The sequence below is a fragment of the Nostoc sp. 'Lobaria pulmonaria (5183) cyanobiont' genome (genome assembly GCF_002949795.1).
GTDB lineage: Bacteria > Cyanobacteriota > Cyanobacteriia > Cyanobacteriales > Nostocaceae > Nostoc.
The window spans coordinates 3,443,831-3,460,006 of sequence record NZ_CP026692.1 but is presented as its reverse complement, the minus strand read 5'-3'; the positions used below and the strand labels follow the sequence as shown (position 1 = coordinate 3,460,006).

Here is a 16,176-nt window from a genome sequence, read left to right as displayed (position 1 = left end):
TATTTTTTGTCAGTAACTTTTATTCATCTGGGTTAAAGCGATAGAGATGAACTTGTGCATCATCGGAGCCACTGGCAATCCAAACCCCCTGCTCTTTAGCAATCAAGTCTAAGGAAGTAATCCTGCTGGGTAGGGTTGCGATCCGCTTCGGTTTTTGAGTCAGATCGGGAGTGACCTTTGCAGTCAAACGCCAGGCCAGGATCTGACCATCATCGCCTGCACTTACGAGCCATCGTCGATCTGGAGTAAATAGAATGTTGCGAACCGATGTTTTTGAAACCTGCCACCTCGCCCGTTGTTCGCAGCTTTGCTGAGGCAGCTGCTCTTTAGGCGACCCCTTTGGCGTTGCTTTCTGACATTGACTTAAGTCCCAAAGAGTAACGTAACCATCAGAATCAGAGGCTGCGAGGATGGAAGTATTAGGCGCAAAGTTGATATCCCAGAAAAAGTCATTTTCTCCGCGATTTTGAGCATTCTCTGAGAGTCTTAGCTGCCAAGGTTGCGAGTTGGCGACATCCCACAAGACAAGCCGCTTAAACTGTCCGGCACTCACAAGGATCTTTTCATCTGGACTGAGTGCTAAAGACCAGGCTTGATATGCGAAGCGATCAGGTACCTTCAAAACCTTGGCAGGCTTTGAGTCAAAACGGACATCCCTCGGTCTTTGCCAACTCCGAATGGTTCCGCTGCCATAGCTGGTGTATAGCGTCAGAGAGTTGCGAGTAAACATCAAGTCCAGAATGCGATCGCTTGTTTGGTCGTTGGGGTCTTTGAGCGTATAGAGTCCCTTCCCAGTGTTGATATCCCAGACCTGAACAGTTCCATTCTCTAGACCTGCAAAGACCTGATTATTTTTTACCGGAATTAATGCTAGGGACCGGATTGCTTGCTGAGTAATAGCGAGAAGTCCTTTGTCAGAGTTAGGTTGAGTATCCGTGCAGGTTTTGGCTAACGTCCCCTTACTCAAAGTACCCTGCGGGGTTAGGGTTCCCCAATCTGTCACGCCCCAAGTCCGAACTGAACAATCGTCTGAGGCACTCATTACCAGCGGTGATCTGCCACTTGTGCCACTGAGTCGCACGGCATTAACGCCAGCTAGATGAGTAATCGGCTTTGGTATAAATATAGCGGCTGCGATCGCTAAGAGCAATGTCAGCAATAACCATAAGGGTACAATTGGAAAAACCTTTAAGAACAAAATCTGGGTTGCTGGGTCGGTACTCCCTAATCTTGGGTCTGATAGCCAAGGCTTGAGTTCAAACTTTAGTTTTCGCGACCAGCCAATCCAAAGACGACGGGGAGAGATGGTTAGGTTTGTAGAAGTTATTTCCCCCAATGGCAGAACGGGTTTTTCTGGACTAATCTGAATTTGGCATCCTTTCGCGTCTTGGCCTCGTACTTCAAGATCGAGCGTTTGCAACAGATTACTATTGTTCTTAAACATCAATTGGAAAGTACTGCTACGCGATCGCCAATTCGGGAGCCAAGGTCTTTTAGCCGGGATAGACTGCTGCTGAGGCTGGACTTCAAACTCCATGAACCCAACGGGCAGAACTTCTACAATCCCTTGTGCTTCAACGGGAGTACCCAGATGACTTTTGGCAATTATGATCAAGGGATAATCGCGACTCGCAACTCGATCTGCTCTAGGGGGCTGACATTGGAAAGTTGCTGTTATCTCTTCATTTGCGGGAATTTCTATATACCGTTCAGAGCTACCAACTAGCCAGGACGACTCAAGTTCTGTACACTGCAAGCGCACTTGGTAAGGCTGCGACCCCACATTCTTGACAGTCACGGGAATATCCACGACGTTACGTGGATAAACTTGAAACCGCTTGGTAGGTAGTCCGATCCGCAGTAGGTTTAATTCACTGCTTGGTTCTAACGTTAACCGCAGAACTAATCGTCGTTCTTCAGAGAGCTGGGGCGAAAAAACCCGCACTGTTAGATTGATGATCCCGACGAAATCAGGGATGGGAGAATCTAAAATCTTAACTTGAAAATCGGTGCGATCGCCCGGTGATTTCGCCGCAGATACATCTGGAGAAAGGTGATACCAATTACTCTGCTCGCCTGCTCCCGCCGCTTTAATTTCAAGTTGAAACGACGCAAACTGATTGCTGCGGTTGATGACCGAAACACCAAAAGAAACCGATGGACCTCCGGGGCGAAAGGCTATATTTTGTGCGGTCAGGCTAGCATCGATTATTGAGCTGGCAAGCATAGTAAAGAGAAATATTTGGGCTGTTTTAATATTGAATAATAATTTTGATTGGAATAGATCCGACTTCTGTCTAATTAACCTACGGTGTACACACAAGTCTTCTAAAGCTGCCCTACACCTTGACCTGCAATGCCAGTGCATCGACACGCAAGGCCAGTGCATTGACATGCAATGCCAGTGCATCGACATGCAATGCCAGTGCATCGACATGCAATGCCAGTGCATCGACACGCAATGCCAGTGCATTGACACGCAATGCCAGTGCATCGACCTGCAATGCCAGTGCATCAACCTGCAATGCCAGTGCATCAACCTGTAAAGATTAGCCCACCCTACGTTACACAGCAACTCTAAAAGACTTATGTGTACACGGTAGGTCTAATTCGCTGAGGCACTTTGATAAGCGATCGCACCTACATCGCGACGTTATACAGCGGTTGTTTCTTAGTATAAACACTAATAATCATCTTAAAGGCTGCATATTCTGATTTCAGTTATCCCAATGAGTAATACAGAAGCGTAAGTTCGGCTTTGGCTTTAAGTCGTTAGTTATGCTTGTTCACAAACAAAGAACTGTACTCACATGCTGCTCCACAAGACCCAATTATTTAAATGAGAAAACAGATGACGACAAAAACCAAGACAATAACCGCTCTGGAACAGTTTTACACTGAACTGTTGAAAGACCTGGTTTTGTTGCAAAACTTACTGAGGACAAAAGATCCTGATTAATTGTAGCTGGTTATGCAGCAACTTCAAAAATTTGAGGCAGGAATTCTACTTGACCTAAAATGTTACCTTTTTTGATACCTGAAATTTGTCCTTTGCGAACCATATTCATCGCCTCATACCCTCTCGCGGCGTACTGTGTTGAATGATTTGAATCCCATACTTGCGTTCATTAATCACGAGAGCAACGCGATTTTGTGAGGTCAGAGCAAAAACCAGCCATACCTGCGGTGAGCTAAATTTACACTAATAACTATCTATTGTCAAAATTTTTTGACCAATATTCATCTGGATAAGTTTCTTTTATTTCCTGATTTTAAACACGTTGTGTAGTAAAAATCTCTGGTCATACTTTTGTTATATGTTTGTCATAAATGCGTCAATTTAATATGAAATGATTAGAGGTTATGTTTTACTGCTTATGTGAGTTGGGTTATCGCCTTGCCTGGTTGACAGGCTTGCTCTCTGAGCATTTCATCACCTACAAGAATGTACCCGCACCCGTGGTGATTACAATTCTCTGCTTTGGCTACTGCTATGAAAAGCCAAGCTTTGAAATCTTTCCCCACAAGGGATCTACCGTAGCTTCTTTTAGTGGATGCAAAATTTTCAACAAAATTACGGAATTGAGATGATATCGCTTGAATAATAATTATCAGTCTGAATATAAACTGACTGGATTTACTGAATTTCTTACTTTACCAACTCCAAGTAAGAAATCTTGAAAACAACCAAATGATTAAGGGAACAATGCGATTTTGTGAGATCGGGTTTTAATTCTTAGTTACAAAGCTAGATTCTCAATAAAAACAGCTATATTGCTGCAACTGCACTATTAAATAGGTGATTTATACCCCTAATTTTTGGCACCTGATAAAATCGCACTGCTCCTCATGGGAAGCTGATCATCAACGACAAGGCTTTCCTACCTTACCATCTCATTCACTTTTTGCGATACAACTTTTTTTCCAACAGAACCAGAAGTAGAGCATATAATTTGGAGGAAAGTATGGATAGTCTCACAGATAACCCAGGCATAGCTCTCAAACTTTTAAAAAATCTGAGTCCTCAGTCAGAAAAGGGGACTTCCCAGTATTACACTCAGAAACTAAAGCATTTTTTGCAGCTACAGATCGACCAACTAGTAGCTCAATCGCAGATTCAATGGACGAGAGTGGTTTATCAAGATCCGCAGATGTCCGATCGCCAACAAGTTCTTGAAGCCTCTCAAATGCCTTTTTCTTTTGGCAAAGAGACCCTAGCTTACTTACAGACCGAAGATTGGTTAGCTAATGTTTCATCGGCTCTAGCGCTAAAGCCGATTGATTCAGAGACAATAGAAAAAGGCTTCTATTATTGTCATTTTGGTGAATCAAGTCAGCCTAATCAATACTTACTATTATTTGCCAAGGGGCCTTTGTCTCATACTCATCGGCAATTCATCAAGCGAACAGCTGCCAGTATCGGTGAATATTTAGACGAACATCAACAAAACTGCCAACACCGCCAGAAGATTCAAATTTTAGAACATCTTGTTCAACGAGTCGGGCATCAGTTACGTCATCCTTTGGGTTTAATTAGTCTCTATGCTCATAACCTTACTCGTCTTCTGCCTAACAGTAAGGAGCAAGAACAAGCTTCAGTCATTTGCAAGACTGCTCACGGCTTAAATCAAACTCTCACTGAGATTGTGCAGTGTGCAAGTAGCAAAAAGTTACAGATTGTACCGCAAGATATCCGTAGTCTCGTCTCTAAAACGCTGGAAGAATTTCAAGGCTGGATTTCGGAGAAAGATATTCAGGTTTGTTGCGCCGATCGCACACTTATTTTGAAACTCGATCCACTTCAAATCAAACAGGCTATCAGCAATTTATTGAGTAACGCCATTCATTTTAGTCCCCAAGGAGCAAAAATTTTCATTGATTGGCAAGAGCAGCAGGGCGATGTTTTGCTGACCTTGAGAGATGAAGGCCCCGGTCTTTCCTCAGAGGATTTACAGAAGCTATTTAAGCCTTTTTATACTCGCCGTTTAGAGGGAACAGGTTTAGGATTAGCCATTGCCCAAAAAATTGTGCTCGATCACGGAGGGAAACTATGGGCAAGAAATGCACCCAAAAAAGGTGCAGAATTTTCCATAAGCCTACCTCGATTGATTCCATCCATTGACTTATCAGAGGACAACGCCGCATGTTAACCCAAGTAGAACAAACCAAAACCCTATCGATGCTTTTAGTCGATGATGATCATCAATTTCGGGCTGGAATCAGAACTTTCCTAAGCTTTTCCCAGATTCAGGATCGAGCCATTAAGGTGATTGGGGAAGCGAATTGTCCGGCTCAGGCTTTATCCCTTGCCAAGCAGCATACTCCCGACCTAATTCTGATTGATATGGAATTAATTGAGGGAGATGGTCTCTCCTTATTACAGCAGCTCCGAGACAGCAATGCATCGAGTAAAACCCTTGTTCTATCGGGTCATCAAGAAGACTACTGGATCTATCAGGCTATGCAGTCAGGGGCGGATGGCTACGTATTTAAGGGTCAGGTTTCACAGCAGTTGCTAGATGCGATCGCCACTATTATGCAGAACCAAATCTATTTACCACCTGAAGTTGCCACTAGCTTCTTTAGAAAATTCCAAAAAAACCAAGCCTCATTACCTTCAGTGATCGGTCAGCCCTGCAATCTCTCTGAGAGAGAAAGCGATGTTCTATATTGGCTCGTTCAAGGAGCCTCAAACGATGAAATTGGGAAGCAACTCTACATTTCAGTGGCTACTGTTAAGACGCATCTCACTAATATTTTTCTGAAGCTACAGGTAACAAGTCGGACACAAGCTATTGTGGCAGCGATCAAGATGAATCTGGTTCAGTCGTAATTGGGTTCAATCATTTTGGTTTAGCCCTAACTACTGAGAAGATTCTATGCCTATTATTGATTCTAATGCGCTAGCTAAATTCTACCGATGTACCCAAAATGCACCTCTGGGCTGTCAAAAGCCGATAGAAACTACTGAGAAGATACCAGGTGCCAAGTTTTGTATGGAATGCGGATTCCCCACTACATTGCCAGTTCAGACTGAACTTCGGGGCAGCTTAGGCACTTATCGTATTTCAGAAATGCTTAGGTCTCAGGGAATGGGACGGCTTTACAGAGGAACTCAGACCAACAATGGTCAATCTGTTGTGGTGAAGGAGTATTTACTGCCTAAGCAATATTTTAATGCTGTGGAAGCACAACAGCGCAGAATCGCCTTGGGTCAAGTGGCTAAGGGCAATTTGACCACCCCGAAGGGTCGGGAGTTTCGGTTGGTAAGTCCATCAGAAACCATTGCCGATCCATCCAGCGATCGCGTCTATCTGATTTTTTCAGGCGAAATCGCGACACTTCCTACCCTGAAGCAGACTTTGAGAGAGACAGGAGCCTTTTCGGCATCGCGAGTGCGACAAGTCCTAAATCAAATGTTGCAGTCGCTACATTTCCTCCATAGTCAGCCATCGAGTTTTGTCTCTGAAGCAATAGGTTCAGGAACTGCCCACGGCAACTTGGGGCTTGAGAGCCTGGTCATAAGTGATAGCGGCTACGTCTATATCTGCGATCTGGCATCCTGGGAACAGCTTTTTGTCCCTGCCCCGCGCCAGGTGCTGTTACCGGAACAAGACTTAATCGATCTTGGAGCGATCGCGTTTGCTCTCTGGACAGATCAAGTGATTCACTCTGGTTCTGACGCACCTCTAAATCCGCGCGAGGCTCAACATTGGCCCCAAGATGATCCGCCCCTGAGAGATTTTCTGCTTCGTTTGCTAGGGTTAGACACCCCATTCAACTCCGCAGCAGAGGCGCGTCAGGCTTTGATTAAACTGCCTCAACCTAAAAAGGCTGCTGGTTTTCAGGAAAATCTTAGCCCAGAATCTCCAGCAAAACCGAATCGAAAGTATTGGCTTTTGAGTTTACTCGCTTTGCCTCTATTGGGAGGGCTATTGTGGTTGCTATTGCCCCGATTTATGTCAAATTCTTATGCAGAGACGAATAGCTTTAAGCATCTTTTGCCATCATTTGCAGATATTAATGGTATGCAGCCAGGACAGTATCCCTATACAGGAGAAGGGCTGGGAACTTGGACAATAGTCTTGGACAAGAAGCCAGTGAGCGATCGCAAAATTAGAGCATTGCTGACTCAGCCCAAGTTGGATATGGCAGCTATTTTTAACTACCGAACTTATGCCCCTCAACGGTCTCCCCTGAATGAAGTTCTCGAAGCCAACGCCAAGGCAAATTTTGCGATCGCCAGTTTATCAACTCAACTACCCGAAGGGTTAATTCCGGAAACGATCGCCTACGATGGTCTTTTAGTCTATGTACCTGCCTATAAAAGTCAAAATCTACCAAGTGCATTGCGAGGCAAGATCAGTCTTGCCCAATTGCAGCAAATTTTTACAGGGCAACTTACCAACTGGAAGCAACTAGGTTCAGATTTTCCTGACCTGCCGATCAAACCCTATCGACCAATGGAACCTGAAGCATTACGCCTGTTCCAACAAAAAGTTTTAGGCAACGATCCGAGTCTGATTGCCCAATTTAGCAAGATTGAGCAACGTTCAACTTTTAATACCTTGCGCTCGATTGCAGTTGGAGAAAAGCAGGCGCAAAAAACTGAAGCTGGCTCAATTAGTTTCGGACTATTGACCCAAACCTGGGATCAATGCAAGATTTATCCCCTAGCTATTGCCCAAGAAAATCTAGACCCAGTACAGCCTCTGTTGAGAGAAACCACCAACGGCACAATGCAACCTATTTCTCCATCAGACAATCTCTGTCTAGAGAAAAAGCCCTTACTTAATATATCAGCTTTTCATACAGCAACCTATCCACTCAGCGCACCGTTAATTATTGCCTATCCTAGAGATAATAATTTGCCTGGGAATGTATCAGGACCACTCTTCGCTAATTTTCTCAAAACTCAAGATGGCCAGTATCTCCTTCAGCAAGCCGGTCTTGTGCCGCTACAAACTCCACCTAAAAACTACACATTATCGTCAGCTATTCTGAATCGTTAGGGAGCGCAATTACTATGGCAATCCAAACTCATCGTTGTCCAGAGCCAAGCTGCTCTTTCTTTAATCAGGTACTGCCACATAATGCTAATATCTGCCCAATGTGCGGTACTTCCTTAGCACAGGCAGTACAACCACCCCCTGCTATGGTAGGCTCGGCAGCCCGCTATGCTCAAACCTCGGCTCCTTCGCCCCAGCTCTCATCAAAAATCAATAGTCAAGAGCGTCCTCAATTGAAGTTGCTTCATCCCAGCGAACAAAGTTTTCTATTGCTTAGGGAGTCTGGCGTGATCGGTCGTCAAAATCTTTCTAACGGGATGCGGCCTGAAATCGATTTAACGGGACTGCCCCATGCAGGTATCGTCTCTCGCACCCATGCTCATCTCTACTGGGATCTTGTTCGACAAGTTTACATGATTGTTGATGATAGCCTAAACGGTAGCTACCTCAATGATAAATTATTACCTCGTGGAGCACCCCATCCATTGAGTCATGGAGATAAATTACAGCTAGGTCAAGAGCGGTTGATTTGCTTGCAAGTTGAGTTGAACCATACTTCAATTTAAATGGCGATGCATGAGATTCATCTTTTTTTGGTTATTAAGTGAATCTAGAGTTAGAACATTAGTTTTGTAACTTTCTTTTTAGATAAAACATAAACCAGGACACTTAAAATATTATTAGACAGTAAAGAACAGAGCGATCGCTTTGTTTTTTGCAATAATTTTGTAATCAAAAAAGCCGTTAGCAAAACCAGTGGTCAAACTAACGGCATTGAGAGGTTTAACTGTATTTTGCGTCACAGAGTTTCACGTTTGGTTAGAGAAACCTTGTTATTCTCCAAAAAGTTAGAAAACCATATAGGAGCTATTTGGTATTTCAGCCATCACTATAGTGAGTTAATACAGATTTTGGGCTATCTATCCTTACCTATTTAGAACTACTAGACAGTTTTAATTGCTCTAGTTTTCTTTTAAGTAAGTGACATGCTCTCAATTAATATTTAGTGTTTTGATTTTGGCGATCGGTTGTTGTTTGCTGGTTGTTTGTTGTACCTGAGTTAAATGGTTTCTCAACCGTTTCTCTGATTTTAGATTCAGCAATATCGGTTATCTTGTATCTCATTTGATCGGATAGCCTATCAATAAATCCGCCGAAAACTCTAGCAAAAAAGTATCCAATTGATTCCATGATTTTCACCTCATAGTTGAAACGATATTAAATAGTGGCCTCGATTAAGTTCATTCTAGTTCAGCGAACTATGAAATGTAAGTAGACTTATGTCTATTTTATCGATAGGTTAAAAAGTTTTTGGTCAATGATATATAGATATAAAATGAGTTTTTTAATAATAGAAAATAAACATGTTAGAGCAATAGCTATACTATTATGAATGCCTTTAAATTGGATAAATATATTATTTTCTTCTGAACTTACTCGTATATTTAACAGGCATAGAGAGAAGTTTAAGCGAAGAAACAAGAAAAACCTAATAAAATTGTACTGAGGTTTTAAAAAATATAAATCATAATACTTCTTAAAGTATTTAGTAAAAATAGACTTATGTCTGATTTCAAATATATTCATACTTGTCAAAATATAGTTGCTAGTTAATTCTATATTTCCAAATCATTATGGGTGGTTCTCAAGAGGAAAATTTAAAGCGCGATAGGAGCAGGAGCAATTCTGGCGACTCGCAAACACGCGGTTCCCAGAACACGAATGTGAAGAAGTCGAGGCCAATCTCTCCACATACTCCACCTATTGGGGGATACGGCAACTTACTGGGAAGAGCCACCCAGTATGCTCCATCTGCCTCAACTGCTGCGGAAAGTTCATCATATCTCATATTACAGAATAAGACTTTAAGAAATATTATGAATCAATAATAGAGCAAATTAAGCAAAACTTAAAAACAGAGGAATCAATAAAATCAGTTAAATCCGAATTGCAGGATGATAAGCATTACAAGTTTTCCGATTTAAAGGCCGCTAGAAAGGCGAAAAAATGGCAAGAAGCTATAGAAATACTGAAACCTGTTAAGGAAGAAATTGTGCCAAATTTAATTGAAGTTGCACAAATGTCTGAACAAGAAAAACAGCAAGAAAATGCGCGTAAAGAAGAAAAGAATAAACAGAAGCGGGATGGCCCTGAAAGAGCATCAAAGATTAGCGAAGAAATATTAAAATCTAAATATTTCTATCTGTATAGGAAAATGGCAACAGAAGAAGCAAATAAAATTTTTGATAAATGGGAAAAGACTAAAGGACATAAGGAACAAAAAGCTCTTACAGAAGTGACGGCAGATAATAAGGGACGCAAATGGTTGGCAACGACTCCAGAACATTCAAAAAGTTTTAGCAATGAAAATGTGGATCAGGAAACAAAGCAAGTAGTATTAAAAATAACACTGGATAGTCAAAAATATAATAAACTCCTAGAGTCTTGTTTGCCAGCGTACGAAACTGACTCATATCGCAACATATACAAAGATAAAGTTCTAATACATCAAGAAGAACTGGCTAAAAGCGAAATAGCTAATACAAAAAATGAAAGTGAGTTAAATAAAATTTTCCCCGAAAAAGAGAACTATTGTGCTGGTTTTTCGGATAAAAATATTAAACAACTAGATAATGCAATCAAGGAAATGGAAATAATGAAATAAAAAAATATTAAGGTTTGATCGAGATTGGAAAACAGATATAGTAAGAGTTAATCTGTACGTCCGTGCTGTACGGTAGACTTGTCTAAAATATGAACTTAGGAAAATAATAAAGGTTTTTATATCTTGTGATCGTTTAGACTTTTGGCTGATAGAGACTTTTCAATTGAAAGATATCCTAAACTTATACCTGAAATTTAGGAACAATAAGCATGGCAAACCTAATAAACGAGCAGCCAAAGTATTTAGGTACAGGCTTATCTTTCCCATTGCAAAGCAATGTACAGGGAGGACTCAAGCTAAGTGCTGAAGCTCAGAAAGTCAAAGAATCAATCTGGTTAATTTTGCGTACTGATTTAGGCGAACGTGTTTACCGTCCTGATTTTGGCTGTCGCTTATCAGAACTAGCTTTTGCCCCCATGAATAACGATACTTTACTAAGAATTAAGATTTACGTACTGGAAGCATTACGAAAATGGGAGCCTCGAATTGACGTTGATGAAGTTCGCGCAGATCCCGACACGATCGCTGGGCGCGTCAATATTGTCATTGACTATCGCCTCAAATCTTATCCAGACCTTTACAGTTTTGTCTACCCGTTCTATTTAGCTTCAGAGGAGGAGTAATCGTGGATTTTGACTTTTTACCTCAACTTCCCAGTTCTCATCTGGACGAGCGCAACTTTGACGATTTAGTAGAAGAATGCTTACTGCGTATTCCCCGCTATTGTCCAGAATGGACCGATCACAATATCAGCGATCCTGGCATTACCCTAGTCGAGCTATTTGCTTGGCTCACCGACCAGATGCTGATGCAATTCAATCAGATTCCCCGTAAAAACTATGTAGCCTTTCTAGAACTATTAGGAATTCGCCTACAGCCACCGACCCCAGCTCAAGTTAGGCTGACTTTTTACCTCAGCACTCATTTACTGGAAAACTATACTATCCCACAGGGAACAGAAGTTGCAACAGAGCGCACTGAAACCCAGGAAGCCATTGTTTTTACTACCAACCAAGACCTGTTGCTTGGTCAACCAACCTTAAAACATATATTGTCCACACCAGATACAGCTAATACTCCTCAATCGCTCCAAGATCGCACCGGGCAATGGCATCCTCAACATGACGGTCTGGCAGTGACTCACGAATTTGAACTATTTCCGCAAAAGCCGCAGTCTGGCAATAGTTTTTATCTGATAATAGAGCCTGATACCCCTTTGGAAGGAACTGTTTTAGAGATCGCCTTCACAGGAGCGCAAGGTACGCCTACAGGCATCGATCCAAAGCATCCTCCCCGCAGTTGGGAAGCCTGGGACGGCGAATCATGGGTAAAGGTACTCTTGCAGGAAGCAGACGACACCACCAATGGCTTTAGCTTTAATGAGAATACGGGAGATGACGATAGTTTTGAGCAAAATGGTGATGTGATTCTACATCTGCCCGAACGCTGGCCTGTATCCAGCTTTGATGGCTATCGAGGTCGTTGGATTCGCTGTACCCTCACTGAATCTAGCGATCGCCAGCCAGGATATGCCAATTCTCCTCGGATTAAAACAATTGCGATACGTACCATTGGTGGATCAGTGCAAGCTAGTCAGTGCGTTCTGGTACAAGAGGAAATATTAGGTATCAGCGATGGGCAACCGGGGCAGAGCTTTGACGTTGAGACTGCGCCCATTCTGGAGCGCCAGGGAGAAGAGGAACTGCTTGTTTTTCCACTGGGGAGACTCCCCGAAATCTGGCAAGAAGTTGAAGACTTTGCTGACTCAAAACCCCAAGATCGGCATTATGTTGTTGATGCATTGACAGGCACTATTCAGTTTGGACCGTTGATTCGCGAACCTCAAACGCTTAAGAAGCAAACGCAAACTCGTGCTTATCTACAGCAAATGCTGCCAGCAGATCGATCGCTTGGTTATGACCTGCACGAGCAAATAATTGAGCAACAGTATGGGGCAATTCCTCCCCATGGTGCTGAAATTGTGTTTACCTATCGTACCGGAGGTGGCAAACAGGGAAACGTACAGGCAAACACGCTGACGTTTATGCAGACAGCAATTCCTTATATAGACTGCGTGACCAATCATCATGCTGCTGTCAATGGTGCCGATGCCGAGTCTCTCGAACGAGCCGTCTTGAGAGCGCCTCAGATGCTGCGCTCGCATGATCGAGCCGTTACTGCTTCAGATTTTGAAGCCTTAACTCTCAAAGGCAGTGGTGGTGCGATCGCCCGCGCATTGTGCTTACCTATGTCCGCCAGCCAAACTGCCGGGAGCGTCAGTGTGTGCGTCGTGCCTCAAGCCAATACCGACTTGATTGACTTAGGACGCGGGATTGCTCCAGACAACTTCAATTTAAATTCGGCTCTGCGCGATCAAGTCTTGGACTATCTAGACGAAAGACGTTTGCTAGGTATTCAGGTGCAGCTACAGCAGCCTAACTACGTTGGCGTATCCGTTCAAGCCGAAGTCACCCTAGAGCCTGCCTATAAAAACCCAAGTGCCCAAGCCGAAATTATCCATAAACTCAAAGTCGCGCTTTATCGCTACCTCAATCCTTTAACTGGCGGCCCAGAGATGACGGGCTGGCCCTTTGGTCGCCCCCTTTATCCGTCAGACATAATGGCTCTCCTTCAGCAAAAAGCAGGGATTCAATACTTGGGTGCTATTTTACTGTTTCCTATTCAAAAAAATGGGGAATCTTGGCAGCGGCAAACTACGCCTGTAAACTACATAGATCCCGGCTCCTTGGGTTTACTTTGCTCCTGGGCAGATCCGCAGGCGCGCACAGAACATAGTGTAAATGTTTTGACAGACCAATCTGCAATGAGGATTTAGGGTATGGTGCCAGTACTTACCTCCAAATCAGCCAGTCTTCAGATATCTCCCATGCAGATTTCTGTGACTACCTCCCAAGGAGGCAGTCGGATGCTTGGAGCTGAAGCTGTAGAAGGTTCGCAACCGCAATCTGAAATTGTGGTTTATCCGGGAGAACTCTGTCGGGTTGCCCTTGAGATTAAAAACTGGGAGTCTCAACCTCAACACCTCACCTTAAAGCTAAATGGGACGTTCCCTTTGGAATGGTGTCAGGTGCAGACGGATGCTGAGAGTGCACCTCAATTCGGGACAGCCCCAGAGCAGAACTCAGTGGCACAAAAGTCAAACACTGCAATGAAGACTGCCATCGACCTGGTAACGCTAGAAGTAGCTGCCAAGAAAAGCAAACATGCTGACTTATGGTTTCTGATTCCTGACGATTTTTTTGAGGGGCAAGATGCCCTTCAGGGAAGTAAGGAAAAGCAACTCGATTTTCGAGGTTGTCTGTCGATTTATGCTAGCCAAAGCCTGAGTCAAGGGTCAAGTCCACATCCGATTCAAGAATCCAATTTTGAGCTAAATGTTCGACCACGAAGCAGCTATACTGATTTTTTGCCGATAGTTTATCAAGAAGTTGACTATATTCATCGCTTCATCAAAATTTTTGAGCAAGCGTTCGATCCAGTAGTGAATAGCTTCGGTTCAATGTGGGCGCATCTAGATCCGTTGACTGCACCTCAGGCGCTCCTGCCGTTTCTAGCTCACTGGGTAGACTGGCCAATTGATGCACAGCTAGATTTAACGCATCAAAGGCGGCTAATTCGACGCGCCGTAGAAATTTATCGCTGTCGCGGAACCCGTAAGGGACTTCGATTTTTTCTACATTTATATACGGGTTTACCGCTCGACGAACAAATTGACCGGGAAGAAGATAAATCAATCAGCATCACCGAACCCTTTGGTCAAGGATGTTTATTTGGATTGGCTTATGTAGGCGAAGATGCGATTATCGGTGGTGGCAAGCCTTATCACTTTGATGTGCGCTTGCGTGCCCAGCCCAACAGCCCAATTGATGAGCAGCTCGTCCGGCGAATAATTGAGCAAGAGAAACCTGCATTCTGCTCCTACAGCCTGCGGATAGAAACAGAATAGATAAAAACAGACCATCGTTAAAATAATTCGTAATTGATAATGGGCTTCTCTACGAGACGCTAAAAGCGAACGCCCCGCTACGAAGACAGTAATTCGTAATTGAATTAGTTAGGGATTTAAACCTCAACTAATTTTAAACCGCTAATTTCAAAAAAATTTAGCGCGGTGTTCCGTTCCTTTTAATTACGAATTATGAATTAGTAATTATTGTTGAACCTTCACCCAAAACTTATTCAACCGAGTTAGTCTATTGCATTGGAGATTTTCTCATGACCCATCCTTTTCCAAATCCAGCGATCGCTCCTATGCAGCGCCAACAAGTTAGAGATGGCTTGCTGCTAACTGCCGAACGTTGGCAACGCGCCCATGACTATCAGCGCAAACGCCAAAATCTTCACTATCAATCAATTAATCAGCCAGGAATTGTTTGCGGGTTAGGAGTACGGGTAATTCCAGCTCCAGAAGAAGTTGCCGCTCAATATCGAGACAATCGCTGGGTACAAATTCAGCCGGGAATTGCCATCGATCTAGAAGGGAATCCGATTGTCGTGCCTCATCAAATCAATTTTCGGATCGCAACCGAGTTAAAGGATTCGGAACCTGTCACGGTTTATTTGGTTGCTCAGTATCGAGATCCCGATCGGTTAGGAGGAAACTCCGATCGGGAAGTCGTACAAGAAACATTCAGAATTGATGAGAGAAGCCGTCCCCCTGAGCGTTCAGATGTAGAGCTTTGTCGTGTCTTGCTGCGATCATCACAGCAAGAATTGCTCCGCACACCTGCCGATATCTTTTTTCCGGGATATGGCGATTTAGACTTGCGTTATCGCCGTCAAGCACAGGCAAGACCCCAAGGCTTGGTTCAAATTGCCCAAATCAACTCTGATGATGAAGACTGTAACCGAAATTTTTTCAATCTCACTTACTTACTACGCGCTGTTGAAGATATCTATCCATCCTTAAAAGGTGCAGAAACCGTCGATCGAGTCACTTGGGATGGAGGTCTGCATCCCTACGAACTGCTATATCTGACTGGGCATCAGAGTTTATCGCTAAACAACCATCAATTTTCAAACCTTTCAAGCTACCTGAAGTCGGGAGGCACTTTGCTGGTCGATGCCCCCGCTCAGAGTACAGAACTGATTCAATCAGTCCAGGCACTGGCTCAACATTTGCAGACACCACTGAAGTCTTTACAAGAAGCCCGTCGCGACCATCCCTTGCGGATAAAGCCGTTTTTATTTTCTGCGTTGCCAATAACGGATGGAACCAGAATTCAACTCTTGTCTGGCGGGGGAATTATTTTAGCAATCGGCAATCTGGGCGGATTATGGGGTTTAGACGAAGAATTGCAGCGATCGCGAACTGAGATCAGAACCGCTCAAGAGTTAGGCATAAATATCTTACATTTTGCCTGGAAACGCAAACAGGCGATCGATTTACAGTCTGAAGGGGACGCTGTTGCATAAATAAACTCAGTAAGATTAAGGGTTTTAAGTAAACAAGTATGCAACAATAATCCTGACTAAAGCCTT

12 protein-coding genes and 1 pseudogene are annotated in these 16,176 nt (G+C 43.5%); 10 read left to right on the top strand and 3 right to left on the bottom strand.

Annotated elements, in window-relative coordinates; genetic code table 11:
* Positions 1-19: 19 nt before the first annotated feature.
* A complete protein-coding gene (locus NLP_RS15095; RefSeq protein ID WP_104907095.1) occupies positions 20-2,227 on the bottom strand; it encodes a hypothetical protein in 2,208 nt (735 codons plus the stop codon).
* 112 nt (positions 2,228-2,339) lie between these two features.
* A complete protein-coding gene (locus NLP_RS15090) occupies positions 2,340-2,525 on the bottom strand; it encodes a hypothetical protein (protein WP_234017335.1) in 186 nt (61 codons plus the stop codon).
* Between the two features lie 1,440 nt (positions 2,526-3,965).
* Between NLP_RS15090 and NLP_RS15085 the strand changes: the two genes are divergently transcribed.
* The 5 genes and pseudogenes from NLP_RS15085 to NLP_RS15065 form a co-directional block, all read left to right on the top strand.
* Positions 3,966-5,150 carry a sensor histidine kinase gene (locus NLP_RS15085; protein ID WP_104907093.1) on the top strand — a complete coding sequence of 395 codons (1,185 nt, stop codon included), beginning with the start codon at positions 3,966-3,968 and terminating at the stop codon, positions 5,148-5,150.
* Positions 5,144-5,833 carry a response regulator gene (locus NLP_RS15080; protein WP_104907092.1) on the top strand — a complete coding sequence of 230 codons (690 nt, stop codon included), beginning with the start codon at positions 5,144-5,146 and terminating at the stop codon, positions 5,831-5,833. Before NLP_RS15085 ends, NLP_RS15080 begins: the two co-directional genes overlap by 7 nt.
* Positions 5,834-5,879: 46 nt before the next feature.
* Entirely contained in the window at positions 5,880-8,012 is a 2,133-nt protein-coding gene (locus tag NLP_RS15075; RefSeq protein ID WP_104907091.1) for a substrate-binding domain-containing protein, read from the top strand.
* 14 nt (positions 8,013-8,026) lie between these two features.
* Positions 8,027-8,575, top strand: coding sequence for an FHA domain-containing protein (locus tag NLP_RS15070; RefSeq protein ID WP_104907090.1), 549 nt, complete (start codon positions 8,027-8,029; stop codon positions 8,573-8,575).
* Between the two features lie 171 nt (positions 8,576-8,746).
* A pseudogene (locus NLP_RS15065) lies at positions 8,747-8,947 on the top strand (IS1 family transposase); the annotation flags it as partial.
* A gap of 58 nt (positions 8,948-9,005) precedes the next feature.
* On the opposite strand, the gene NLP_RS15060 reads toward NLP_RS15065, so the two are convergent.
* Complete coding sequence (locus NLP_RS15060; protein ID WP_104907089.1) at positions 9,006-9,200, bottom strand: hypothetical protein; 195 nt, start codon at positions 9,198-9,200, stop codon at positions 9,006-9,008.
* Between the two features lie 757 nt (positions 9,201-9,957).
* On the opposite strand from NLP_RS15060, the gene NLP_RS15050 reads away from it, so the two are divergent.
* The 5 genes from NLP_RS15050 to NLP_RS15030 all read left to right on the top strand — a co-directional run bounded on the left by NLP_RS15050 (position 9,958) and on the right by NLP_RS15030 (position 16,110).
* On the top strand, positions 9,958-10,674 hold the full coding sequence (locus tag NLP_RS15050) for a hypothetical protein (protein WP_104907087.1): 717 nt from the start codon (positions 9,958-9,960) through the stop codon (positions 10,672-10,674).
* A gap of 209 nt (positions 10,675-10,883) precedes the next feature.
* Entirely contained in the window at positions 10,884-11,297 is a 414-nt protein-coding gene (locus NLP_RS15045; RefSeq protein WP_104907086.1) for a GPW/gp25 family protein, read from the top strand.
* Between the two features lie 2 nt (positions 11,298-11,299).
* On the top strand, positions 11,300-13,510 hold the full coding sequence (locus NLP_RS15040) for a putative baseplate assembly protein (RefSeq protein ID WP_104907085.1): 2,211 nt from the start codon (positions 11,300-11,302) through the stop codon (positions 13,508-13,510).
* Positions 13,511-13,513: 3 nt separating this feature from the next.
* Positions 13,514-14,641 carry a phage tail protein gene (locus NLP_RS15035; protein ID WP_104907084.1) on the top strand — a complete coding sequence of 376 codons (1,128 nt, stop codon included), beginning with the start codon at positions 13,514-13,516 and terminating at the stop codon, positions 14,639-14,641.
* A 269-nt stretch (positions 14,642-14,910) separates the two neighbouring features.
* Positions 14,911-16,110 carry a DUF4159 domain-containing protein gene (locus NLP_RS15030; RefSeq protein ID WP_104907083.1) on the top strand — a complete coding sequence of 400 codons (1,200 nt, stop codon included), beginning with the start codon at positions 14,911-14,913 and terminating at the stop codon, positions 16,108-16,110.
* Positions 16,111-16,176 lie beyond the last annotated feature (66 nt).